General features: G+C 74.0%; 25 protein-coding genes and 1 tRNA gene. 4 read left to right on the top strand and 22 right to left on the bottom strand.

All coding sequences use genetic code 11. The annotated features are described in order from the left end of the window. Positions 1-101: 101 nt before the first annotated feature. The 12 genes from ACGFIG_RS27410 to ACGFIG_RS27355 all read right to left on the bottom strand — a co-directional run bounded on the left by ACGFIG_RS27410 (position 102) and on the right by ACGFIG_RS27355 (position 9,184). Positions 102-686, bottom strand: coding sequence for a MerR family transcriptional regulator (locus ACGFIG_RS27410; RefSeq protein ID WP_393007665.1), 585 nt, complete (start codon positions 684-686; stop codon positions 102-104). A 190-nt stretch (positions 687-876) separates the two neighbouring features. Beyond that, the gene (locus ACGFIG_RS27405; RefSeq protein ID WP_132237713.1) at positions 877-1,341 is read right to left on the bottom strand and encodes a bifunctional nuclease family protein; all 465 of its coding nucleotides are present in this window, start codon (positions 1,339-1,341) and stop codon (positions 877-879) included. A gap of 177 nt (positions 1,342-1,518) precedes the next feature. After that, positions 1,519-2,220: a MerR family transcriptional regulator gene (locus ACGFIG_RS27400; RefSeq protein WP_393007663.1), complete on the bottom strand. Its 702-nt coding sequence runs from the start codon at positions 2,218-2,220 to the stop codon at positions 1,519-1,521. Positions 2,221-2,270: 50 nt separating this feature from the next. After that, positions 2,271-2,723 carry an FHA domain-containing protein gene (locus tag ACGFIG_RS27395; protein WP_089000305.1) on the bottom strand — a complete coding sequence of 151 codons (453 nt, stop codon included), beginning with the start codon at positions 2,721-2,723 and terminating at the stop codon, positions 2,271-2,273. 214 nt (positions 2,724-2,937) lie between these two features. Continuing rightward, on the bottom strand, positions 2,938-3,318 hold the full coding sequence (gene gcvH / locus ACGFIG_RS27390; RefSeq protein ID WP_393007661.1) for a glycine cleavage system protein GcvH: 381 nt from the start codon (positions 3,316-3,318) through the stop codon (positions 2,938-2,940). Between the two features lie 54 nt (positions 3,319-3,372). Beyond that, positions 3,373-4,320, bottom strand: coding sequence for a DUF881 domain-containing protein (locus tag ACGFIG_RS27385; RefSeq protein ID WP_393007659.1), 948 nt, complete (start codon positions 4,318-4,320; stop codon positions 3,373-3,375). Positions 4,321-4,330: 10 nt separating this feature from the next. Next, entirely contained in the window at positions 4,331-4,663 is a 333-nt protein-coding gene (locus ACGFIG_RS27380) for a small basic family protein (protein WP_334608167.1), read from the bottom strand. Then, the gene (locus ACGFIG_RS27375; RefSeq protein ID WP_393007657.1) at positions 4,660-5,601 is read right to left on the bottom strand and encodes a DUF881 domain-containing protein; all 942 of its coding nucleotides are present in this window, start codon (positions 5,599-5,601) and stop codon (positions 4,660-4,662) included. The genes ACGFIG_RS27380 and ACGFIG_RS27375 overlap by 4 nt, the downstream gene beginning before the upstream one ends. Next, positions 5,598-6,179, bottom strand: coding sequence for a CDP-alcohol phosphatidyltransferase family protein (locus tag ACGFIG_RS27370; RefSeq protein WP_393007964.1), 582 nt, complete (start codon positions 6,177-6,179; stop codon positions 5,598-5,600). The genes ACGFIG_RS27375 and ACGFIG_RS27370 overlap by 4 nt, the downstream gene beginning before the upstream one ends. A 385-nt stretch (positions 6,180-6,564) precedes the next feature. Next, positions 6,565-7,026 carry a MarR family transcriptional regulator gene (locus ACGFIG_RS27365; RefSeq protein ID WP_393007655.1) on the bottom strand — a complete coding sequence of 154 codons (462 nt, stop codon included), beginning with the start codon at positions 7,024-7,026 and terminating at the stop codon, positions 6,565-6,567. A 53-nt stretch (positions 7,027-7,079) separates the two neighbouring features. Beyond that, complete coding sequence (locus tag ACGFIG_RS27360) at positions 7,080-8,252, bottom strand: PP2C family protein-serine/threonine phosphatase (RefSeq protein WP_393007653.1); 1,173 nt, start codon at positions 8,250-8,252, stop codon at positions 7,080-7,082. A gap of 194 nt (positions 8,253-8,446) precedes the next feature. After that, positions 8,447-9,184, bottom strand: coding sequence for an SAM-dependent methyltransferase (locus ACGFIG_RS27355; RefSeq protein ID WP_393007651.1), 738 nt, complete (start codon positions 9,182-9,184; stop codon positions 8,447-8,449). 120 nt (positions 9,185-9,304) lie between these two features. Here ACGFIG_RS27355 and ACGFIG_RS27350 point away from each other — a divergent pair, with 120 nt between their 5' ends. The 3 genes from ACGFIG_RS27350 (at position 9,305) to ACGFIG_RS27340 (ending at position 10,957) form a co-directional block, all read left to right on the top strand. After that, entirely contained in the window at positions 9,305-10,186 is an 882-nt protein-coding gene (locus tag ACGFIG_RS27350) for a universal stress protein (protein WP_393007649.1), read from the top strand. Between the two features lie 82 nt (positions 10,187-10,268). Beyond that, positions 10,269-10,481, top strand: coding sequence for a phosphatidylethanolamine-binding protein (locus ACGFIG_RS27345; RefSeq protein WP_393007647.1), 213 nt, complete (start codon positions 10,269-10,271; stop codon positions 10,479-10,481). Further along, entirely contained in the window at positions 10,478-10,957 is a 480-nt protein-coding gene (locus tag ACGFIG_RS27340) for a hypothetical protein (RefSeq protein ID WP_393007645.1), read from the top strand. The genes ACGFIG_RS27345 and ACGFIG_RS27340 overlap by 4 nt, the downstream gene beginning before the upstream one ends. On the opposite strand, the gene ACGFIG_RS27335 is transcribed toward ACGFIG_RS27340, so the two are convergent. Further along, complete coding sequence (locus ACGFIG_RS27335) at positions 10,954-11,157, bottom strand: hypothetical protein (protein WP_393007643.1); 204 nt, start codon at positions 11,155-11,157, stop codon at positions 10,954-10,956. The two genes, ACGFIG_RS27340 and ACGFIG_RS27335, sit on opposite strands and share 4 nt — an antisense overlap. A gap of 121 nt (positions 11,158-11,278) precedes the next feature. On the opposite strand from ACGFIG_RS27335, the gene ACGFIG_RS27330 reads away from it, so the two are divergent. Further along, the gene (locus ACGFIG_RS27330) at positions 11,279-11,929 is read left to right on the top strand and encodes a hypothetical protein (RefSeq protein WP_393007641.1); all 651 of its coding nucleotides are present in this window, start codon (positions 11,279-11,281) and stop codon (positions 11,927-11,929) included. A gap of 6 nt (positions 11,930-11,935) precedes the next feature. Here the strand turns inward: ACGFIG_RS27330 and ACGFIG_RS27325 are convergent, their stop codons facing one another. The 9 genes from ACGFIG_RS27325 to fdh form a co-directional block, all read right to left on the bottom strand. Continuing rightward, positions 11,936-12,121: a hypothetical protein gene (locus ACGFIG_RS27325; protein WP_393007976.1), complete on the bottom strand. Its 186-nt coding sequence runs from the start codon at positions 12,119-12,121 to the stop codon at positions 11,936-11,938. Positions 12,122-12,207: 86 nt separating this feature from the next. Further along, positions 12,208-13,485 carry a hemolysin family protein gene (locus ACGFIG_RS27320; RefSeq protein WP_393007640.1) on the bottom strand — a complete coding sequence of 426 codons (1,278 nt, stop codon included), beginning with the start codon at positions 13,483-13,485 and terminating at the stop codon, positions 12,208-12,210. A gap of 1 nt (position 13,486) precedes the next feature. Next, positions 13,487-13,684: a hypothetical protein gene (locus ACGFIG_RS27315; protein ID WP_393007638.1), complete on the bottom strand. Its 198-nt coding sequence runs from the start codon at positions 13,682-13,684 to the stop codon at positions 13,487-13,489. Between the two features lie 40 nt (positions 13,685-13,724). Next, on the bottom strand, positions 13,725-15,488 hold the full coding sequence (selB, locus tag ACGFIG_RS27310; RefSeq protein WP_393007636.1) for a selenocysteine-specific translation elongation factor: 1,764 nt from the start codon (positions 15,486-15,488) through the stop codon (positions 13,725-13,727). A gap of 3 nt (positions 15,489-15,491) precedes the next feature. Then, positions 15,492-16,796 carry an L-seryl-tRNA(Sec) selenium transferase gene (gene selA / locus ACGFIG_RS27305; protein ID WP_393007634.1) on the bottom strand — a complete coding sequence of 435 codons (1,305 nt, stop codon included), beginning with the start codon at positions 16,794-16,796 and terminating at the stop codon, positions 15,492-15,494. Positions 16,797-16,815: 19 nt separating this feature from the next. Next, positions 16,816-16,911 (bottom strand) — tRNA-Sec (locus tag ACGFIG_RS27300). A gap of 43 nt (positions 16,912-16,954) precedes the next feature. Further along, complete coding sequence (nrfD, locus tag ACGFIG_RS27295) at positions 16,955-17,944, bottom strand: NrfD/PsrC family molybdoenzyme membrane anchor subunit (RefSeq protein WP_393007632.1); 990 nt, start codon at positions 17,942-17,944, stop codon at positions 16,955-16,957. Further along, on the bottom strand, positions 17,941-18,861 hold the full coding sequence (locus tag ACGFIG_RS27290) for a 4Fe-4S dicluster domain-containing protein (protein WP_393007630.1): 921 nt from the start codon (positions 18,859-18,861) through the stop codon (positions 17,941-17,943). The genes nrfD and ACGFIG_RS27290 overlap by 4 nt, the downstream gene beginning before the upstream one ends. Further along, entirely contained in the window at positions 18,851-22,150 is a 3,300-nt protein-coding gene (gene fdh / locus ACGFIG_RS27285; RefSeq protein ID WP_393007628.1) for a formate dehydrogenase, read from the bottom strand. Before fdh ends, ACGFIG_RS27290 begins: the two co-directional genes overlap by 11 nt. Between the last annotated feature and the right edge of the window lie 85 nt (positions 22,151-22,235).

Here is a 22,235-nt window from a genome sequence, read left to right as displayed (position 1 = left end):
CCACTGTCGACAATTGCCTCCGAGCAGGGCCAGATTGGACATCACCGCAACGGCTGTCCCTCAGGGCGCCAACGAGGCAAACCCCGGCCTGCCTCCGGCGATCAACCAGCCCGACGACGCGCCCGACGCGCCGCCAACTCGTCACCCACCGGATCAGCCGCCACCTGCGGCTCCACCGACGTCGCCGGCTCCGACGGCAGGTGCGACAACGAACCCTGGATCTCCTTGAACGCCCCACCGATCGCGATGCCGAACACGCCCTGGCCACCCTGCAACAGGTCGACCACCTCCTCCGGCGACCGGCACTCGTACACGGTCGTACCATCGGAGATCAACGTGATGCCCGCCAGGTCCGCCACCCCACGCGACCGCAACGCCTCGATCGCCTTCCGGATGTTCTGCAACGACACCCCGGCGTCCAGCAGGCGCTTCACCACCTTCAGGACCACCAGGTCCCGGAACGAATACAACCGCTGCGTGCCCGAACCCGAAGCGTCGCGCACACCCGGCACCACCAACCCGGTGCGGGCCCAGTAATCCAACTGGCGGTAACTGATCCCCACGGCGTGGCAGGCCGTCACACCCCGGTACCCCACGGCACCGTCACCCTCGGTCGCCCAACCCGGCGGCGCCACACCCGGCTCGTCCAGCTCCGTACCCGGATCGAAATCTCGCGGCTCGTGCATCCGGACAACCTCCCCGCCAGTGCGGTGACACGCCGCTTCCGCAACGTGTGCACCCCTCGACACGGCAACCCTATAGCCGCCTTGAAAGATTGCCCCGCAGGAAACGTCGCGACACGCCGCACCACGACAAACGAAGATCACCCACCGCACCGGAACGTCACCGAAAGTGACGCCCCGCAGAAGGCCGCGATCAGCCGGCGAAATCCTCCGGACGCACCTGGTCCAGGAACTCGCGGAACTTCTCCACCTCGTCCTCCTGCTCGTCCGGAATGACGATCCCCGCCTCGCTGAGGACCTCCTCCGCACAACGAATCGGCGCACCGACCCGCAACGCCAACGCGATGGAATCACTCGGCCGCGCGGAGACCCGCACCCCGTCACCGAGCAACAGATCGGCGTAGAAGACGTTCTCCTTCAACTCGGTGATCTCCACCGCCTGCAACGGCGCCTTCAACGCCGCCAACACGTCCCGCAGAAGATCATGGGTCAGCGGCCGGGCCGGCTTGACCCCCTGCTGCTCATAGGCGATCGCCGTCGCCTCGACCGCGCCGATCCAGATCGGCAGATAACGGTCACCCTCGACCTCCCTGAGCAGGACGATCGGCTGGTTGCTGGGCAGCTCCACCCGAACTCCGACCACGCTCAGCTCGCGCACCGACGCCTCCGTGTCGTTGTCACCTACGCCGCACCGCGCCCTTCCCTGCACGGTACACGGACCGCGACACGGCCGTCCCATGCGCTACCCGCACCACGCCCGCGCCAGAAAGGGGTTACCCCGGCAAGCCTACGACACGCTTCCCGGGGAAGATCTTTCCGCACGGCCCCCGCCGGATCACCGACCCAACGTCGAACGCAACCCCACCCGCACCAACGCCGCATGCAACTGCTGCGACAACGCCACCAACTCCCGCGCCGTCTCCGCCGCACGCGCCCGCGCCGCCGGATCACTCTGCCGCGCCAACGGCGTCACCAACTGCGCGAACAGACCGGCCTCCCGATCCGCCGCCGTCCGGAACGCCCGCAGATGCCGCGGCTCCAACCCGTACGCCGCCAGACCCGCCACCGCCCGCGCGATGATCAACGCATCGTCGTCGTACCAACCCGGCGGATCCGACACCACCACACCGAGACGCTCCAACTCGCCCAGCGTCGACTCGTCGATCCCGCTCCGCGCCACCAGATCCAACCGGCCGAGCCGCACCTGCGGCGACCCGGCCGGCTCCTCCGGCACCCGCCCCGGAACCTCACCGTCCGGACCCACCGCCACCAACGTCGGCCGCTGCCGACCCGGCGACTCCCCGGACGCGTCCCACTGCGCCAACTGATCACGGATCACCCGCAACGGCAGATACTGGTCCCGCTGCGCGGTCAACACGAACCGCAACCGCGCCACATCGTCCCAGCTGTACTTCCGGTAACCCGCCGCCGTCCGCTGCGGCTCCACCAGACCCTCGGCCTCGAGGAACCGCAACTTCGAAATGGTCACGTCCGGGAAATCAACCCGCAGCTGACCCAGCACCTCACCGATACTCATCAGCGGGCGCGCACGGGCCGCCTCGGGCGGCGTGGAAGCCGCAGGCTCGTTCACCCCCGGCCGGCCCCCTCCTCGGGACGCGGACCGGCGATGAACACCACCCGGAACTTGCCGATCTGCACCTCGTCACCATTGCTCAACGTGGCCGCCTCGACCCGCTCCCGGTTCACGTACGTGCCGTTCAGGCTCCCCACGTCCCGCACCGTGAACGTCCCACCGTCACGGTGGAACTCGGCGTGCCGCCGCGACACCGTCACGTCATCGAGGAAGATGTCACTGTCCGGGTGACGACCACTCGTCGTCACATCGTGATCCAACAGGAACCGGGCACCCGCGTTCGGACCCCGGCGAACCACCAGCAGCGCCATACCCGGCGGCAACGAACCGGACATCCGGCTCGGCACCACATCGGTGTCCGGCCCCTCCAGCACTTCGTCGAGCGAACCGAGATTGAGCGTCGAAGTGACGTCGAGTGGGGGGAACTCGTCGTCTGGGCGCGTCATGGGACCACCTCACGGATCTGTTCGGTCGGCGTCGGGTAATGGCGGGTCTGGCCGCCGGGCACTCCAACACCCGGCGGCTGGCTCCCCGTGCCCGGAAAGGCAATTCCGCAACGCTGAACTATTGGGTTCTCGGTCGACTGGGCGAGCCTAGCCAGCGCCGAAATGCAGGGCAACCGGACGCGCGGAACACCCGCCACGCCCGAAGGGGACACACTCAGCTCTCGGTGAGCTCACGATACGCGTCCGCGGACAGCAGACCATCGACCGCCGCCGGATCATCCAGAGCGATCTCCAACAACCAACCCGCACCGTACGGCTCAGTGTTGATCAGCTCAGGAGTGTCGCCAAGCGCCTCGTTGCGCGCCGACACCGTACCGCTCAGCGGGGCGTAGATCTCCGACACGCTCTTCGTCGACTCGATCTCACCCAGCGACTCACCGGCCGCCACCACCGCACCCGGATCAGGCAGCTGGACATACACGATGTCGCCCAGGGCGTCCTGCGCGAAGTGCGTGATGCCGACCCGGACAGTGCCGCCGCCGGCACCCGCCACCCACTCGTGCTCCGCGGTATACCGCAGATCCTCAGGTATCACCAGACGCGTCCTTCATCCATCGGCGCACCGGAAACCCGGCGCGAGCCGCGCCGGTCAGGAGACCGGACGGGCGTGTTCCAGCTTGATCGGCGCGTGCAGCGCCGAAACCTCGGCAGCCTCACGATCCTCGACGATCAACTTACCGCCGTCACCCGCCACCGACGCCACCACCCCGCCAGGAATGTTCAGCGCCGTACGCATCGTCGCCGGATCACCGATCACCGTGATCGTGTACGGACCCGTCAACCGACGCCCGTCCACCACCAACGACCCGCCCTCCCCGTCCAGGAAGAACGTCGACGCGATGATCCGCACCGTCGCCCGGTCACCAGCGGAGATCTGCATCGCCTCCGCGCCCGCACCCCGCAACTCCTGCACCGCGTCCAACACCCGCGACGCCGAGATCGGCTTCTCACCCGCCTCGAACCGCACCGACAGACCCGGCCCCGTCGCCGGCAACGTCCCCGCCAGGATGCCCAACTCGTCGGCCCGCCGCGTCGCCTCCTCCAACGCCGCCTGCCGCCCCTGCTGACCCGACCGCAACTGCCGCTGGCTCTCCTCCAGCGTCGCGATGTCCTGCCGCAGCCGGACCTCCCGCGAATTCAGGTCGTACAGGATCCGCACCAGGTCCTCCTGCCGCGTCGCCCCCACCGTCGGATCCGTCGACGTCGACTTGAACTGCACCACCAGCGTGAACCCCAGCAACGCCAGCAACGCCGCGATCATCACCCCGGCCGAACTCACCCGCCGCCACGGTGCCCCCACAGCCACCGCCTGCCCGGCGGCACCCGCACCGGCGGCACCACTCAGATCCACCGTCGAGCCGTCCTCGGGCTCCCGCACCGGCGGCTCCACCGACGGCGCGGACCGCTCCGGCGCCAACGGGCTCAACTCGTCCGGATCCGGCGCGTCCGGCCGCGGATCAGGCTCCCCGGCCGGCCGCCCCGGACCCGCCGGCTGCGGCCAACCCGTACCCGTCTCGGTGTGCTCCTCGCTACTCATCGCCACCAACCTACGCCCGAAACAGGTGCCGACGGATCGCCGCCACGTTTCCGAAGATCCGCACCCCGAGAACCACCACCACGCCCGTGGACAGCTGACCGCCCACACCCAACTGGTCACCCAGGTACACGATCAGCGCCGCCACCAGCACGTTCGAGATGAACGACACCACGAACTGCTTGTCGTCGAAGATCCGGTCGAGCTTCGCCCGCACCCCACCGAACACCGCGTCCAACGCGGCCACCACCGCGATCGGCAGGTACGGCTGCAGCGCCGTGGGCACCGTGGGGTCGAGCCACACCCCGAGGACCACACCGGCGAGCAACGCCAGCACCGCGATCATCGACCACCTCCGGAGGGGCTGGGAGACGTCCTCGAACCGGTCGGCCCGGGACTGACGGAACGCTCGGCCCCCGACGGCGACGGCGTCGGACTCACCGAGGGCTGCGCGTAGCGTAGCCGCGGGTCCGGAGCAGCCGGCAGGGTGAGGTCCTCGGCCTCCCGCACCCCGAACGACAACCCGGTCTCCTCCGCCACCTTCCGCATCGTCAACGCGCTGCGGCTGTCCTCGTACCGGTCCCGCATCGACCCCGGACCGATCGCCGACACCTCGTACGGCCCCGTCACCGGTCGGTAGTCCACCAGGATCGCCTGCCCCGCCGACCGGATCGTCGACATCGCCGTCAACCGCTGACCGTTGATCGCGATCGCCTCCGCCCCCGCCGCCCACAGGTCGTTGGCCACACCCTGCAGATCGCTGTAGATCACCCGGGACGGACCCACGTCCGCGCCCGTCACCGCGTCCGGATTCTGCGGCGCGTCCGCGAGGCGCACCACGACACCGTCACCGCGCACCCGCCCGAGGCCGGTGCCCGCCTCCAGGTTGCGCAACCGCGCCGCCTCCGAACCGCCCAGCGCCGCCTCCCGCTGCCGCGCCACCTCCGCCCGCAGCTCGTCGGCCCGCACCGACAACCGGTCGGTCTCGGTCTCCCGCTGCTTGATCTGCTCGACCAGGCCGGAACGCGCCTGACTACGCCCCGGCTCGGCCTCCAGCGTCTGCCGGTACGCCACCGCGAACAGGAAACCCAGCAGCAGCACCACCACCAGGCTCACCGAGCGCGCCGACCGGCGCCGCCACCCCGGCGGCTCGGGCCGCCCCCGACGCCGGGCCGCCGCGTCGGCGTACCCCGGATCCAAGGGGTTGCGGAACAGTTCGGTGAGGAAGTCCGGAGCGTACACCCGGTCGGGGCGCCCCGGACCGTCGCCCGGCGCGGCCGTCATGCCGGCGCTCCCCCGGCGGCCCGTACCGCCCTGACCAACCGGCCCGCCTGCGCCACGTAGAGCGCGCCGGCCGCCCAGTAGAGCACCAGCCCCCACCACGCCAGGCCCCAACCGATCGCCCCCGCCACGGTCGCCGTGGCGGGCACCGCGGCGGCGAGCAGCAGGACCGGGAAGGCGGCCAGCAACAGGAACGTCGCGGTCTTGCCCACGTAGTGCACCGGCGGCGGGCCGTACCCGTGCCGACGCAGCACCCCCAGCGAGACGAGCAGGAGCAGTTCCCGGGCCAACAGCGCCGCCGTGAACTGCCAGGGCACCACGTCCCGCGCGGTGAAGCCCAGCAGGGTGGCGAGGATGTAGAGCCGGTCGGCGAGCGGGTCGAGCAGCTCGCCCAGCCGGCTGACCTGGCGCATCCGGCGCGCCACCCAGCCGTCGACCCAGTCCGTGGTGCCGCCGATGGCGAGCACCACGACCGCGGCGACGTCGGCCCGCGCGACGAGCAGCAGGTAGAGGAAGAGCGGCACGCCGAGCAGCCGGACGAAGCTGATGACGTTCGGCAACGTGACGATCCGGTCGCCCACGGGCGGACCACTCGTGCCGGCGCTGACACCCGGGTGCTCTCCCCCGGCCGGCGGACGCGACACCGAACCTCCTCCACGACACGCGCTCCGCCGCCCGGTCGAGGACGGGGCGGCGCGGAGAACGGGTGCGCTGTCGGGCCGGCTCCCGCCGGCGTCCCCTGCGGTCCCCGTACGGGACCTTCGCCTGACACGGCCCGTGATCGTGATGATCACGGGCCGGCTGATTGCGCTGCCACTATATCGGGCCCTCGGTGAGCACTCCCGGCTCCGGCGTCGTGCCGCCGTCGGCGGCTGGTGCCGTTGTGCGGTAGGTCACTACCGCTGGGGCGTCCTAGGACACTGGTGGACGATCGGAGGTCTCAGCGGGCCGGGCGGGAACGACGCGTCAGGCCGTGCGGACCGAGGAATCGGCGGGTGCCTCGGCGGTCACCGCGTGCTCGAAGGCCAGCAGCGCCAGCAGCAACTCGTGCTGCGCCCGCGCGGGCATCCGGTCCAGCACGGCCTGCACCGCCCGGTGCCGGCGCTCCTGGAGCTCGCGCAGCAGCGACTCGGCGGCGGCGGTCGGCACCAGCCGCACCTCCCGCCGGTCCCGGGGGTCGGGCACCCGGCGCAGCAGCCCCGTGGCCTCCAGCCGGTCGCAGAGCCGGCTCGCCGAGGACGGCACGACGTCCAGCAGCTCGGCCAGGCCGTTGACGTTGGTCTCCGGCCGCCCGCTGATCAACGACAGCACGCGCAGTTGCGTCGGGGAGACGGCCATCTGGTGCCGGGGCACCGCCGAGTCGAGCACACCGACGAGCGCCTCCGCGGCGGCGTCGATGGCCGCGGCGAGATTCGGAGGTCGCTCCACCCGCTGTCCCCTGCGATCGTCCCGCTCGTGTACCGCCGTGGCGACGACGGTTCTCACCCGTCGCCCCGACCGACGGAACCACGCCAGTCCAGGCAGACGACGACGGCATCGTCGCGCAGGTCGACGTCCGCGTGCCAGGCGTGTAGTTCGCGCATCACCGTACCAACTGCCTCCGCCGGCGGTTGCAACCGCGTGGACCGCATCGCCCGCGCCATGGTCCGCTCGCCGTACGCCCCGCGGTCGCCCGGGTCGGCGGCCCACACCCCGTCGCTGACCACGAAGAGCCGGTCCCCCGGCTCCAGGTCGAACTCCTGGATGTCGTAGCGGGCCTCGGCGAACATGCCCAACGGCAGCTGCTGTTCGAGATGGATGGGCGTCACCGTGCCGCCGCGCAGCCGCAGCAGGTGCGGGGAGCCGGCGTCCACCGCCCGCACCCGGCCGGTGACGGTGTCCAGTTCGAGCAGCAGCGTGGCCACGTACCGGTGGCCGCGGTGCTGGTAGAAGACCGTGTCCGAGGCCAGCTCGGCCTGTTCCACGAGGCTGCCTCCGGACCGCCGCGCGTTACGCAGGGCGTTGACGGTGACGGCGGTCAGCAGCGCCGCCGCCAGCCCGATGCCGGCGCCGTTGAGCACCGTGACGGCGAGCCGGTCGTCGTCCACGGACCAGTCGAAGTGGTCCCCGCCGACCGTGTACGCCGGTTCCAGCTGGCCCGCCAGCTCGAACGCCGCGTGACTCACGCCGCGCCCCGGCAGCAGCTCCCACTGCATCTCGGCGGCCATGCTGAGCCGCTCCCGCCGGCGGAGGCGCCGGTAGCGGTCGGTCTCCCGGTCGGCCGCGCGCAGCACGACGGCAAGCTCGCCGGCGATGTCCGCGGCCCGCTCGACGACGTCCGGGGCGAGCGGGCCGGGCAGCTCGACCAGGAGCACGCCCAGCCGCTCCCCCCACACCGACAGCGGCAGGTAGAGCCGGCACCGGCCCTCGTCGTCGGTGTCGGTGACCGGCTGCTGGCTGCTGAAGCAGCGCTGCGCCATGTCGCGGCAGTCGAGCAGGCCGCTGTCGGCGAGGTCCAGCACCGGCCAGAGCCCGATGATCCGGTAGTCGGCGATGAACACGTTCGTCCGGGCGGCCCCCAGAGCGGACCGGATGGCCTGGTCCGCCGCCTCCACCACACGGTCTGGCGGGGCCGCACGAAGCGCACGCGAGACCTGCCCCGGTGCCTGCAACATGATCATCCTCCGGAAAGCTTGCCGTAGGGCAAGCATCATACGGAGGCCGCTCCCCCGCCCTCGGGGCGGGCGTACCTGGCGGCGCGGAGCCGGGCGGACCGTCTGCCGGCGCGCCCGGTACGCAGGCACGGCACGCCGACGTCGCCGCTTGCGGCGGTCGCCGACGGGTGCGCGGTGGCGGCCGGTCAGCCCGGCTAGCGGACGGCGATCCCGCCGTGGAAGGCGTCAGGCACCTGCGCCGGTGGGCCGTCCGGGCGCCACCGGGTGATCGGGACGATGCCGTCGGCGGTGGGCGCCCAGCGGCCCAGCAACGGCGGGAACGCGACCGGCGGGCGCATCCGGAACGCCGGGCCCATCATCGCCAGCGCCTCCGGGTGAGCGGCCAACTCCTCGGTGTCGAAGTCGACGGCGAGCAGGCTGCCCGGCGCCGCCGCCTCGTAGAGCTCGTCGAGGGAGCGGGCGAGCGTCTCGTCGTCCAGGAACGCGGCCAGACCGAGGAACACCACGCCGACCGGCCTGCGTCCCCAGCCCGGCACGAACCGGTGCAGCTGCGCGCGGTCGACGGTGCCGACGTCGGTGGCGTCGCCGTAGCCGTAGCCGACCCGGTCACTGCCGGCCAGCAGGCGCTGCCCGAGGCGGATGGTGACCGGATCGACGTCGGTGTAGAGCACCGTGGCCTCCGGGGCGACCTCGTGCACGTTGCCCATGGTGGGCACGCCGGCGCCGAAGACGAGGAAGCCGTCCACCCCCTGCGCGACCATCGCCCGGACCGTACGGCCGAGGAACGCGCGCAGCTCGCGGAAGACCGGCGCGCACGGCCCGTACGCCTGCTCGAAGGCGCGGGCGGCCGCCACGTCGACCGGGAAGTGGTGCTCCCCGCCGAGCCAGAAATCGATCATTCGCGCGGTGCTCGGCTGGTCCGGCTCAACCATCGACGACGCTCCCTCCCCGGTGGGCGTGCACAGCGTACCCAGCGCCCGGCCTGCCCGGTATCGGCCCGCCGACAGGCGCTCCGCCGCGATACTGGCCGGGAACCGGCGGGAGGTGGATCGGTGAACTCGGCGAACGGCGCGGCGGTGCTCGTCGGCGTGGACGGCTCGGAATCGGCGCTGCGCGCGGTGCGGCTCGCCGCCGCCGAGGCGGCCCGCCGGCACCGGCCACTGCGGATCGTGCACGGCTTCATCTGGCCGCTGCTGCGCGTACCCGTGGACACCCCCGCCGGCGGCCCACCCGGCGCCGGACTACGCAGGCAGGCCGAACAGGTCGTCACCGCCGCGACGTACGAGGCCGAGGCCACGGTGCCCGGGCTACGGATCTCCGGCGAGATCATCGACGGCGAGGCCGCCGCGGTGCTGCTCGGCGAGTCGCCGGCCGCCGCGATGATCGTGCTGGGCGACCGCGGGCTCGGCGGCTTCTCCGCCCTGGTGGTCGGATCGGTCGCGGTGCAGGTCGCCGCGCACGCCGACTGTCCGGTGCTGGTCGTCCGGGGCACCGACCGTCCCGACGGACCCGTCGTCGTCGGGGTGGACAGCTCCGAGACGGCCCGGCTCGCCGCGGAGTTCGCGTTCGAGGCGGCGTCGCTGCGCGGCGCGTCCCTGGTCGCCCTGCACGCCTACCGGCATCCGACGTCCACCGGCCCGGGAGACATGCGGCCGCTGGTGTACGAGGACACCGAGCTGCGTTCCGAGGAGGAACGGGTGGTCGCCGAGACCCTGGCCGGGTTGTCGGGGCGGTGGCCGGACGTGCCGGTCAGCCGGGAGACCACGCGGGGCCGCCCTACCACCGTGCTGGCCGAGGCGGCCCACCGGGCCCAGCTGCTGGTGGTCGGCCGCCAGGGGCGGGGCGAGCTGACCGGCCTGCTGCTGGGCTCGGTGAGCCAGTCGCTGCTGCACCACGCCGACTGCCCGGTCGCGGTGGTCCACGGGCCGCGCTGAACCCGCCGCGGGGTTGGTCCCGGCGCAGACGGGTAGACGAGCGGCGTACGCCATCGGGCGACGACGACCGGAGGAGGCAGTGATGCCAGGACCACGGCCGGGCAGCAACGCGTACGACAAGCAGCGGGCACGCATCCGCAACGCGATCGACGATTCGGGACGGCGCGTGCCGGACGACAAGGCCAACGACGTGGCCAACCGGCTCCTGCAGTCCGACCGTGGACAGCGGGGGATCGCCCGCGGCGACCGGGTCTACGGCCCCAAGGGCGAGCGCGAAGCGGGCGACCCGAAGTGAGGGCGAGCGGCGCGGCCGACGGGGCGATCGCCGGCGCGGTCGGCAGCACCGCCCTGAACGTGGTCAGCTACCTGGACATGGTCCTGCGGGCACGCCCGGCGAGCAGCACGCCGGAGGAGAGCGCCCGGCGGCTGGCCGAGGTCGCGCACGTGGACCTGGGGTCCGGGGACCGGGCGGCCAACCGCCGCTCGGGCCTCGGGCCCCTGCTCGGCTACGGCATCGGCGTCGCGGCGGGAATCGGCTACGCGCTGCTCGCCCGGGGCCGCCGGATGCCGTTGCCGCTGGCCACCGGCGTGCTCGGCGGCGCCGTGATGACGATGTCCGACGGGTCGATGACCGTGCTCGGCGTCACCGACCCGCGCACCTGGCGCCGCTCGGACTGGTTGGCCGACCTCGTCCCGCACCTCGCGTACGGCGTGGCGGCCGCAGCCACCTGGAACCGGCTGCGGCCGCACACCTCGCGTCGGGGCGGCTAGCCCCGGGCGCTCTCGTCGTCGGCGACCGGCTCCGTGGCCGGGCCGTACGGCGACACCTGCCCCCGGGGCACCGGCCGACCCTCGTCGCCGCGCGACGAGCCACGGTTGCGCGGGTGCCCGCCGGGGTTGGGGCCCTTGCTGTCCTGGCTGGTGGCGCCCTTGTCGTTGCGGCGGAACTCCTCCTGCTGCGGGTTCACCACGGTGCTCTCCTTCCCGGGATCCGACCGTGTCCGGCGTCGGTTACCCGCCCGCCCCGACGGCATACCCGCCCCGACGGACGGTCGCAGGGGTGGCCGGGCGCAGGGCGGGTACACCCGGAGGATGGGCGACGACCGGAGGGTGGCGCGGGTCCTGCTGGAGCGGCGGGGCCGCACGTACGCCGAGGAGGCGGGCATCACCCTCGCCGACCGACCCGCCCCGCTCTACCAGCTGCTGGTGCTGGCCACGCTGCTGAGCACTCGGATCCGGGCGGGGGTGGCCGTGGCGGCCGCCCGCGAGCTGTTCGCCGCCGGCTACCGGACCCCGCAGCGGATGGAGGCGGCCAGTTGGCAGGATCGGGTCGACGCGCTGGGCCGGGGCCACTACCGCCGCTACGACGAGCGGACCTCGACGATGCTCGGCACCGGGGCCCGGCTGTGCCTGGACCGTTGGCGCGGCGACCTGCGCCGGCTGCACCACGACGCCGACGGCGAGCCGGCCGGGCTGCGCCGGCTGCTGACGGAGTTCCCCGGCATCGGCCCCACCGGCGCGGACATCTTCCTGCGCGAGGCGCAGGTGGTCTGGCCGGACCTGCGCCCCTTCGCCGACCGGCGGGCCCTGGCCGGCGCGGAACGCCTCGGCCTGCCCCGCTCCGCGGAGCGGCTCGCCGGGCTGGTCGACCCCGCCGACTTCGGCCGGCTCGCCTCGGCGCTGGTCCGGGTGGCCCTCGGCGAGGAGTCCGCCGGTGAGATCACCCGCGCCGCCGCCGCGTGAGCGTGCCTACTTGACCGTTCCGTCGCCCGGCTTCGTCAGGTGCCACACCAGCAGCGCCGCCAGCAGCGCGAGCACGACGAGGCCCCCGGAGACGCCGCGGCCTTCCTCCTCGCTGCGGCCGGTGGTGCCGAAGTAGATCACCGCGAGCCCGGCCAGGACGGTGACGAACGTCCGCATCCCTCGGTCCTTCACGCACCGGACGGTACGACCCGGCCCGCCCCGGACGCAGCCGTTTCGCCCACTTTCATCCGGTTGATGGGCGGGGGCGGCTCGCCGGCTCAGGAGCCGGTGGAGAAGCCCCGCAGCCGCACCCGGCGGATCACCCGGCCGGAGACCTCCACCACCTCGACGGTCAGCCCCGGCAGGTGCACGCTCTCCCCCGCTCCGGTCGGCAGGTGCCCCAGCCGGGCCAACACCAGCCCGGCCACCGTCGTGTACTCCCGCGACGGCCGGAAGTGCAGGCGTACGCCGACGTCGGCCAGGTCGTGCAGCGGGAAGTCCCCGGGCACCAGCAGCGAGCCGTCCGGTTCCCGGACCACCCCGGTCACGTCCCGGTCGGTCTCGTCGTACAGCTCCCCGACGACCTCCTCCAGCAGGTCCTCCAAGGTGACGATGCCGTCGACGCCGCCGTGCTCGTCGACGACGACGGCGAGCTGCTGGTGGCACTGCCGCAGCTCGCGCAGCGCGTCGGAGACGGGCAGGGTGCCGGGCAGCAGCACCGGTGGACGGGACCGGTCGACCACCGTCGCCGCGTCCGCGCCGACGAGTTCGCGGATGTGCACCACACCGCGTACCTCGTCGAGGCCGCCCGGCCCGACGACCGGGGCCCGGGAGCGGCCGGCGGCGGCGAGCCGGCGCAGCCCGTCCCCGGCGGGCAGCGTCGCGGGCAGCACCGTCACCTCCAGCCGGGGCACCAGGATCTCCCGCAGCGTCCGGCCGGCGATGTCGAACGCGCCGGTGAGGATCTCCCGCTGCTGCGGGGACAGACCCCGCTGGCTGACCAGCATCTCCCGCAGCTCGTCCTCGGTCATCTCCGTACGGCTCGCCCGCGGGTCGCCGCCCGCGAGCCGGACCACCACGTCGGTGGCCCGGCTGAGCAGCCAGACCGCCGGTCGGGACAGCCTGGCCAGCAGGTCCAGCGGGCCGGCACTGAGCAGCCCCCAACGCTCCGCGCGCTGCATCGCCAGCCGCTTGGGGGCCAGCTCGCCCACCACCAGCGTGACGAACGTCAGCAGCACCGTGACCAGGACGATCGCGACGCCGCGCGCGGCGTCGCCCAGGAAGCTCAGCGGTCCGACCAGCGGCTGCGCCAGGGATACCGCGGCGGCGGCGGAGGCGAGGAACCCGGCCAGGGTGATGCCGAGCTGGATGGTCGCCAGATACCGGTTGGGATCGCGCACCAGCCGGACCAGCCGCTCCCCCGACCGGCTGCGCCGGCCCAACTGCCGCACCTGCCCCTCGCGCAGCGTCACCAGCGCCATCTCGCTGCCCGACAGGGCGGCGTTGATCAGCACCAGCACCGCCACCAGCGCGAGCTGACCGAACTGCGCCCCCATGTCAGTCGACCTCCAGGTCGTCGAGGGAGATCTTGTGCGACATCAGCCACCGGGCCAGCGCCGACATCCCGAACAGCCACAGCGGCGCCGACTCGGTGGTGCCGTTGGTGGCGAAGATCGCGAAGCGCAGGTCCGGCGCCCGGTACGCCTCGATCCGCCATTTGTGCTGCCTGTCCCGCCAGACCGCGGAAGGGTCCATGGCGCCACGCTAGGCGACCGCCGGCCCCGCCGGGGCGGCTTCAGGACCCGGCCGTGACCACGACCCGCGCGTCGTCGGGCAGTCGCCGGGTGGCGCCGCGACGATCCAGCAGCTCCAGCAGCGGCACCGCCACCCGGCGGGTGGTGTCCAGCGCCTGCCGGGCGGCGCTGAGCGTGAACGGCTGGGGCAGCCCGGCCAACACCCGTACGGCGTCGTCGACCGCCCCGGGCAGCAGCACCACGTTCTCGGCGAGACGCAACAGCGCCCCCGCGCGGACGGCCGCGCCGATCTCCCGGGGACCCAGCCCCAGGTCGGCGAGGCGGTCGGCCTCGGGGGCCCGGAACGGGCGGTCGGCGTACTCGGCGCGGACCCGGGCCACGGCCCGCGCCACCGGTTCCGGCAACGCGTCGGCCGCCGACGCGGTGACCCGGCCGGCGCGCAGCCGCAGCGGCGGCCGGACCAGCGCCTCGACCAGCGCCCGCTCGGGCAGGTCGAGGCGCTGGCGCAGCACCTCCACCGGCGCGCCCGGCTCCAGCGGGTGCTCCCGGGCGTGCCGGGCGACCTCCTCGACCAGCCGGACGCCGAGGGCCCGCCAGTGCTCCGGGTCGGCCAGCCAGTCGCCGGCGACCGGCCGGGCCGTGACCTCGACGCCGGTGCGCAGCAGGTCGGCGGCCCGCGCCAGCCGCCGCCGACGCAGCTCGCCGGCCAGGTCCGGGCGGCCGTCCACCGTCGCCAGCACCCGCGCGCGGGCGGCGGCCGCGCCCCGGCGGGTCAGCGGCGGCGGCGCGACGTCCAGCACGGTCACCCCGCCCGCGACGTGGTGGCGGCCAGGGTCACGCAGCAACGCCCGGTCCCCCACCAGCAGCGGCAGCGGCCGGGCCAGCCGCAGCCGGGCGGTGTCCGGGCCGAGTGGCCGCACCCGCGCCGGCACCGCCGCCGCGCCGATGTGCAGGGTGAGCGTGGCCGGCAGTTCCGCGGCCGGGTCACCGGCCAGCCGGACGTCCAGCAGGTCCGTGCGGTGGAACCGGCCGGGAGTGAGCAGCGCGTCGCCGCGCCCCAGCCGCTCGCGGGGCGTGCCGCGCAGGTTCACCGCCACCCGGGCGACGGCGGCGACCTCGGCACGCCCCGCGCCGAGGGACTGCAGGCCGCGTACCCGCACCGGCTCCGCACTCGCGGCGAGCTCCAGCTCGTCGCCCACCCGCAGCCGACCGGCGCCGAGGGTGCCGGTCACCACGGTGCCGGCGCCCCGGACGGTGAAGGCGCGGTCCACCCACAGCCGCACCGGCACGTCGGCGCGCGGGACGGGCAGCCGGGCGGCGAGCCGGTCCAGCGCCACGCGCAGCTGCGGCAGGCCGGCGCCGGTCACCGCGCTGACGGCGACCGCGTCGACGGCGCCGAGGGAGGTGGCGGCCAGCTCCGCCCGCGCCCGGGCCGTCGCCGGCCCCGGGTCCGCCAGGTCCGCGCGGGTCACCACCAGCAGGCCGTACGTCACCCCGAGCGCGTCCAGTGCCGCCAGGTGCTCGGCCGACTGCGGCATCCAGCCCTCGTCGGCGGCGACCACGACCAGCGCGGCGGGCACCGGGCCGGCGCCGGCGAGCATGTTCGGGACGAACCGCTCATGGCCGGGCACGTCGACGAACGCGACCGTCCCGCCCGAGGGCAGCGTGGTCCACGCGAAGCCGAGGTCGATGGTCATGCCCCGGCGGCGTTCCTCGGCCCACCGGTCGGGTTCCATCCCGGTCAGCGCCCGGACCAGGGTCGACTTGCCGTGGTCGACATGCCCGGCGGTGGCCACCACCAGCACGGCTCAGTCCTCGCCGGGCACGCGCAGCACGGCGGCACGCAGCGCCGCGTCGGCGTCGGCGGGCACGCAGCGCAGGTCCAGCAGCAGCCGGCCGCGCACCACCCGGCCGAGCACCGGCGGGTCGCCCACGCGCAGCGGCTGCGCGTACCGCTCGGGCAGGGCGAGCGCCCACGACGCCAGCTCTACGCCCGGTGCCCCGCCGCCGCCGACGACCGCCCCGGCCGGCACCACCTCCGCCGTACGACCGGCGGCGGCGAGGGCGTCACGCAGCCGCTCCGTGCGGGCCCGCAGCGCCGCTGGGTCGGCGTGCAGCGCCGCCCGCGTGGGGGTGGCCGGGTCGCCGAGGGTGGCGGCCAGCGCGGCGAGGGTCAGCTTGTCCACCCGCAACGCCCGCGCGAGGGGGTGCCGGCGCAGCCGCTCGACCAGGTCGGCCGCGCCGAGCAGCAGACCGGCCTGCGGACCGCCGAGCAGCTTGTCGCCGCTGGCGGTGACCAGCGCCGCGCCGGCCCGCAGGGTGGAGGCGGCGTCCGGCTCGGCCGGCAGCAGCGGGTCCGGCGCGAGCAGCCCGGAACCGATGTCGGCGACGACCGGGACGCCGAGCGTGGCCAGCGCCCGTACGGGCACGGCGGAGGTGAAGCCGGTGACCTGGAAGTTCGACGGGTGCACCTTGAGCACGAAGCCGGTACGGGGACCGATCGCGGCGGCGTAGTCGTCGAGCGTGGTGCGGTTGGTGGTGCCGACCTCCCGCAGCCGGGCGCCGGTGCTCTCCAGCAGGTCGGGCAGGCGGAACCCGTCGCCGATCTCCACCAGCTCGCCCCGGCTCACGACGATCTCGGCGCCGGCGGCCAGCACGGTGGCGGCCAGCACCAGCGCGGCGGCGCCGTTGTTGACCACGTGCACCGCGCCCGCGTCGGGCACCGCCGCCGCGAGGGCGTCGAGGGCGTCGCGTCCACGCCGGGCCCGCCGCCCGGTACGCAGGTCCAACTCGACGTCGGTGTGCCCGGCGGCGGCGACGACCGCCGCGACGGCGGCCGGCGACAGCGCGGCGCGACCCAGGTTCGTGTGCAGCACCACCCCGGTGGCGTTGAGCACCGCCCGGGGCGCCGACGCCGGCAGGCCGGCCAGCGCGGCGTCGCGTACCGCCCCGGGGGCGATCTCGCCCCGGCGGGCCCGCTCCTGGGCGCCGTGGACGGCGGCCTTGACCCGGGCCCGGCCCAGGGCGCCCACGGCGGCGGCCAGCCGGGGGTCGGCGAGCAGCGCGTCGGTGCGCGGCACCCGCCGGCGCGCATCGGCCGCGACGTCGCCCATGGTCCCCTCTTCCGCAGCGTGGCGGAGACGGACGGGAATCGAACCCGCCTGGCCCGGATCCCGGACCACACCGGTTTTGAAGACCGGGAGGGGCACCAGCCGCCTGAACGCCTCCACGCAGCAGTGAACCACAGGCCCGGCGGGCGGGCGCGGGCAGCTCAGCCCTCGGCGGCGCGCCGCCGCTGGACGCGCTCACGCTGCGGCACCACCGTGTACTTCGGATCCTTCGCCGAGGCGACGCCGCCGTGGAAGATGCCGAAGCGGGTCGCCACCGAGGCACCCAGCAGGGCCGCCCCGGACAGCGCGGAGAGCGCCCGGCTGCGCCGGCCCAGCAGCGCCCCGGCCACCCCGAGGGCGGTCAGGGCCCGCCCGGCGCGCAGCAGCCGACCGGCGGACCCGGTGCGGTAGGGCTCGCTGAGCAGCCCCAGCCGGGTCTCGACGCGGTGCGCGCCGTACAACTCCAGGGCCGCGCCCGCCACCGCCATGCGGCGGGCGGGCCCGGCCTGCGCGACCGGCGCGGCGATCAGACCGACGCCGGCGCCGCTGGCCAGGGCGCTGCCCGCGAAGATGGTCGGCAGCTCCGGGTACGCCTCGTGCCACGACGGCACCGCCGTGTCGGCCAGCAGCACCCCCGTGTACGTGGCCAGCGCCGGCGCGGTCGCCGCGGCGGCCAGCCCGGCGGCGTGCCCCACGGGCGGCAGCAGCCGACGGGCGAGCCCGAACGGGCCCCGCTCGGGCAGCCACGCCGCGCCCTCGGCGACCGCCGCGACGCCGGCGGCCGGGCCGAACGCGCCGAGGATCCAGGTGCCCACGGACATGGGCGAGGTGGGCTTGGCCACCCGCAGCATGTGGTGGAACCGGGCGGGCCGCCCCAGGTCCCTGATCAGGAAGACGGTGCTGGCCGTGACCGCCGCCAGCGAGGTGACCCGGCCGGCGCGGCGCAGCGCGGGCCGACCGGTGAGCTGCCCGCCCGCCGCCAGCAGCGACGAGCCGGCGGCCAGCCCACCGGTGAACAGGTACGCGGCGATGTCCCACTTCCAGACGGGCGGCTTGAGGATGGGCCGGCCGTAGTAGGAGGTGAACTCGGCCTCCGGCACCCGGAGTTCCTCGCCGCCGCGCCGCCTGCGCCCGCCACGCTCCTGAGTCACGAGGAACCTCCCACGAACGCGGCCACGGCCGCCGCCGCCATCGCCAGGGCGGCCAGGCCGGCCCGCTTCCACATCTTCGGCAGGTCCCGGGTGGTGACCACCGGGTCCGGCGGCAGCCCGTACACCTCCGGCTCGTCGAGCAGCAAAAAGAACGCGCCGTCGCCGCCGACCCCGTCGTCCGGGTCGTGCCCGTAGAGCCGCGCCTCGGGCACGCCCCGCTCGTGCAGCGTCGCCACCCGGGCCGCGGCCCGCTCCCGCAACTCGTCGAGAGGGCCGTACTGGATGGACTCGGTGGGGCACGCCTGCGCGCAGGCGGGCGTCTTCCCCGCCCCGATCCGGTCGTAGCACAGCGTGCACTTCCACGCCCGGCCGTCGCCCTTGCGCTGGTCGATGACCCCGTACGGGCAGGCGGAGATGCAGTAGCCGCAGCCGTTGCAGATGTCCTCCTGCACCACCACCGTGCCGAACTCGGTGCGGAACAGCGAGCCGGTGGGGCAGACGTCGAGGCAGGCCGCGTGGGTGCAGTGCTTGCAGACGTCGGACATCATCAGCCACCGGAAGTCGGAACGGCCCTCCGCGCCCCCGGCGCGCCCCGGCGGCTGCGCCCCGGGCATCCCCAGGAACTCCGGCTCGGCAGTCCGCCCCGGCGGGCGCCCGGCAGGGCGGGGCTGCTCGACGAACGCCACGTGCCGCCACGAGTTCGCGGTCAGCGCGCCGGTGTTGTCGTACGACATGCCGAGCAGGTCCAGCCCCGAGCCGGGGACGTCGTTCCACTCCTTGCAGGCCACCTCGCACGCCTTACAGCCGATGCAGACGCTGGTGTCGGTGAAGAAACCCATCCGGGGCGGGGCGTCGGTCCAGCCCGCCTCCGGGGCCGGATCGAGCGGTCCGGACAGGCTGTTCGGGTCAGGAAGCATCGCGGCCCTCCCCGGCGCCGTCGGCGGGGGCAGGCGGGGCGGACACCCCCGGGGTGAGCGTCGGGGGCGGGTGGCCGGCGACGATCCCCGCCCGCCGCTGGTAGTCGGCCACCAGCTCCAGCAGGGCCGCTCCGGTGGGCCGCCGCCCCGGACGCACGTCACAGGTACCGATCTTGCTCTCCTGGATCAGCACGTTCGGGTCCAGGGTGATCCCGAACAGGTCGTTGGCCGAGTCGCCGGTCACCAGGCCCTCGAACCCGAAGTGGTACGGCAGCCACACCTGGTGGATGACGCGCCCGTCCACCCGCAGCGGGCGCAGCCGGTCGGTGACCAGCACCTTCGCCTCGATCACCGCCCGGCCGCTGACCAGGTGCGCCCAGCCCAGGTGCGCCAACCCCACCTCCGCGGCCAACTGCGGGGACACCTCGACGAACATCTCCGGTTGCAGCTCCGCCAGCGGCCGCACCGTACGGCTCATCCCGCCCGCCGTGTGGTGCTCGGTGAGCCGGCTGACCGTGAACACGTACGGGAAGACCTGACTGTGCTCCTGCGGCGGGCTCGGGTTCACCGAGTTCACCGGGTGCACGTACACCCTGCGGGTGGGGTTGGCCTGCTGCCGGTAGAGCGGGTTGCGCACCGGCGACTCCGCCGGCTCGTAGTGCGTCGGCAGCGGGCCGTCCAGCACACCGCTGGGCGCGTACAACCAGCCCTTGCCGTCGCCCTGCATGACGAACGGGTCGTCGCCGGCGATCCCCTCCGGGCCGGACGCGCCCCGCGGCGGCCGGTACGTCGGCGGCTTCGTCCGCTCGAAGTCCGGCACGTCGTAACCGGTCCACTGCCCGGCGTCCGGGTCCCACCAGACGTAACGCTTGCGTTCGCTCCACGGCCGGCCCTGCGGGTCGGCGGAGGCGCGGTTGTAGAGCATGCGCCGGTTCGCCGGCCACGCCCAGCCCCACTCGGCGGCCACCCAGTCCTGCTCGTGGCGGGACCTGCGCCGCGCCGCCTGGTTGACGCCGTCGGCGTACACCCCGGAGTAGATCCAGCAGCCGAGGGCGGTCGAGCCGTCGTCGCGGGCCTCGGCGAACCCGGACAGCGGCCGGCCGGTCGCCACCTCGTACCCGTTGATCTCGCGCAGCACCGCCTCGGCGCTCGGCTCCGCGTGCGGACCGTGCGTGGGGTAGTCCCAGGCCAGGTCGAGCAGCGCCCGGTCGCGCGGCAGGTCGGAGCCGGCCAGCTTCTCCCGCAGCCGCAGCCCGAGGTGGTAGAAGAACCACAGCTCGGAGCGCGCGTCGCCCGGCGGGTCGACGGCCTTCTCGCGCCACTGCAACAGCCGCTGGGTCTGGGTGAACGTGCCCTCCTTCTCCACGTGCGAGGCGGCCGGCAGGAAGAACACCTCCGTCCGGCACTGCTCCGGCACGATCTCGCCCGTGGCGACCTCCGGGCTGTTACGCCAGAACGTGGCGCTCTCGATCATGAACAGGTCGCGGACCACCAGCCAGTCGAGGTTGGCCATGCCGAGGCGCTGCGCCCGACCGTGCGCCGAACCCACCGCCGGGTTCTGGCCGAGCAGGAAGTAGCCCCGCACCTTCCCGTCGATCATGTTCAGCACCTGCTGGTACGTCCCGTGGTCGCCGGTCATCCGGGGCAGGTGGCCGTAGCAGAAGTCGTTCTCCGGCGTCGCCGCGTCCCCCCAGTACGCCTTCAGCAGGCTCGCCGCGTAGGCGCGGGCGTTGCCCCAGAAGCCCTTCTGCCCGGGGTGACGGATGCTGTCCACCCACTCGTCGAAGGTGGGGTGGTCGGCGTGGTGCGGCATCGGCAGGTAGCCCGGCAGCAGGTTGAACAGCGTCGGGATGTCGGTGGAGCCCTGGATGCTGGCGTGCCCGCGCAGCGCCAGGATCCCCCCGCCGGGGCGGCCCATGTTGCCCAGCAGCAACTGGATGATCGCGCCGGTACGGATGTACTGCACGCCGACGCTGTGCTGCGTCCACCCCACCGAGTAGATCAGCACGCCGGTACGCTCCCGGCCGGAGTTCTCCGTCCAGGCCCGCGCGAACTCCAGGAACTTCTCGCGCGGGATGCCACAGACCCGCTCCACCATCTCCGGGGTGTAGCGGGCGAAGTGCCGCTTCAGGATCTGGTAGACGCAGCGCGGATGCTGCAACGTCTCGTCCCGTTCCACGCTGCCACCCACCTCGGCGCCGTGCGACTCGTGGCGCAGCCCGGCGGCCGTGTCCCGCTCCTTCGCCGTGTGCCCGCTGCCGGAGTCGGACTCGTGGCCCGCGTACTGCCACGAGTCCTGCACGTAGCTGCCCGTCTCCGGGTCGAAGCCGGAGAAGAAGCCGTCGCCGTCCTCGGTGTCGACGAACCGCTCGCTGACGATCGTCGCGGCATTCGTGTACGCCAGCACGTACTCCCGGAAGTCCAGTTCGTTCTCCAGGATGTGGCGCACCACGCCACCGAGCAACGCGATGTCGGAGCCCGCGCGGATCGGCAGGTAGGAGTCGGCCAGGGCGCTCGTGCGGGTGAACCGCGGGTCGACGTGGAAGACCTTGGCGCCGCGCCGCTTGGCCTCCATCACCCACTGGAAGCCCACCGGGTGGGCTTCGGCCATGTTCGAGCCCTGGATGACGATGACGTCAGCGTTGGCGACGTCCTGCTGGAAGTCCGTCGCGCCACCGCGACCGAAGCTGGCCCCCAGACCGGGGACGGTGGCGGAGTGTCAAATGCGCGCCTGGTTCTCGATCTGGAGCGCCCCCATCGCCGTGAACAGCTTCTTGATGAGGTAGTTCTCCTCGTTGTCCAGCGTCGCCCCGCCCAGGCTGGAGATGCCCAGCGTGCGGTTCAGCGGCCGGCCCTCGGTGTCGACGTCCTCCCAGGTCTCGGCACGGGCGGCGAGGATCCGGTCGGCGATCATGTCGAGCGCGACGTCGAGCTCCAGATCCTCCCACTCGGTGGCGTACGGCCGCCGGTAGCGGACCTTCGTCTGCCGCAGCGGGCTGGTGACGAGGCTCTTGCTGGCGGACCCCTTCGGGCAGAGCCGCCCCCGGGAGATCGGGCTGTCCGGGTCGCCCTCGATCTGGGTGACCTCGCCGTCGGTGACGTAGACGCGCTGGCCGCAGCCGACCGCGCAGTAGGGGCAGACCGAGCGCGCCACACTGTCGGCGGTTTCGGTGCGGGCGGTCAGCTCCGCCGAGCGGCCGGACTGCGCCGCGGCGCCCCGGCCCAGCGGATCGGTGCCGGTGAGCTGCCGGTAGACCGGCCACCCCTGGATGAAGGTCCGCAGACCCATCCCGCGACACCCCCTCCCGCGGCCCCGACGCCGTCGACCCCTCGAACACTAGGGCAGCCCGCGGGCGCCCGCGACCCGAGCCCCG

This window comes from Micromonospora sp. NPDC049048 (genome assembly GCF_043197615.1).
Classification (GTDB): Bacteria; Actinomycetota; Actinomycetes; order Mycobacteriales; family Micromonosporaceae; genus Micromonospora.
Note: the sequence above shows the minus strand (reverse complement) of the source record. Positions and strands in the feature narration are given on the sequence as shown.

Bases quoted from the DNA above. Each gene is read 5' to 3' on its own strand.
- ACGFIG_RS27410 (WP_393007665.1), bottom strand. From the start codon at position 686: ATGCACGAGCCGCGAGATTTCGATCCGGGTACGGAGCTGGACGAGCCG.
- ACGFIG_RS27400 (WP_393007663.1), bottom strand. From the start codon at position 2,220: ATGAGTATCGGTGAGGTGCTGGGTCAGCTGCGGGTTGATTTCCCGGAC.
- ACGFIG_RS27395 (WP_089000305.1), bottom strand. From the start codon at position 2,723: ATGACGCGCCCAGACGACGAGTTCCCCCCACTCGACGTCACTTCGACG.
- ACGFIG_RS27385 (WP_393007659.1), bottom strand. From the start codon at position 4,320: ATGAGTAGCGAGGAGCACACCGAGACGGGTACGGGTTGGCCGCAGCCG.
- ACGFIG_RS27380 (WP_334608167.1), bottom strand. From the start codon at position 4,663: ATGATCGCGGTGCTGGCGTTGCTCGCCGGTGTGGTCCTCGGGGTGTGG.
- ACGFIG_RS27375 (WP_393007657.1), bottom strand. From the start codon at position 5,601: ATGACGGCCGCGCCGGGCGACGGTCCGGGGCGCCCCGACCGGGTGTAC.
- ACGFIG_RS27360 (WP_393007653.1), bottom strand. From the start codon at position 8,252: ATGTTGCAGGCACCGGGGCAGGTCTCGCGTGCGCTTCGTGCGGCCCCG.
- ACGFIG_RS27355 (WP_393007651.1), bottom strand. From the start codon at position 9,184: ATGGTTGAGCCGGACCAGCCGAGCACCGCGCGAATGATCGATTTCTGG.
- ACGFIG_RS27345 (WP_393007647.1), top strand. From the start codon at position 10,269: ATGCCAGGACCACGGCCGGGCAGCAACGCGTACGACAAGCAGCGGGCA.
- ACGFIG_RS27330 (WP_393007641.1), top strand. From the start codon at position 11,279: ATGGGCGACGACCGGAGGGTGGCGCGGGTCCTGCTGGAGCGGCGGGGC.
- ACGFIG_RS27320 (WP_393007640.1), bottom strand. From the start codon at position 13,485: ATGGGGGCGCAGTTCGGTCAGCTCGCGCTGGTGGCGGTGCTGGTGCTG.
- ACGFIG_RS27315 (WP_393007638.1), bottom strand. From the start codon at position 13,684: ATGGACCCTTCCGCGGTCTGGCGGGACAGGCAGCACAAATGGCGGATC.
- selA (WP_393007634.1), bottom strand. From the start codon at position 16,796: ATGGGCGACGTCGCGGCCGATGCGCGCCGGCGGGTGCCGCGCACCGAC.
- ACGFIG_RS27290 (WP_393007630.1), bottom strand. From the start codon at position 18,861: ATGCTTCCTGACCCGAACAGCCTGTCCGGACCGCTCGATCCGGCCCCG.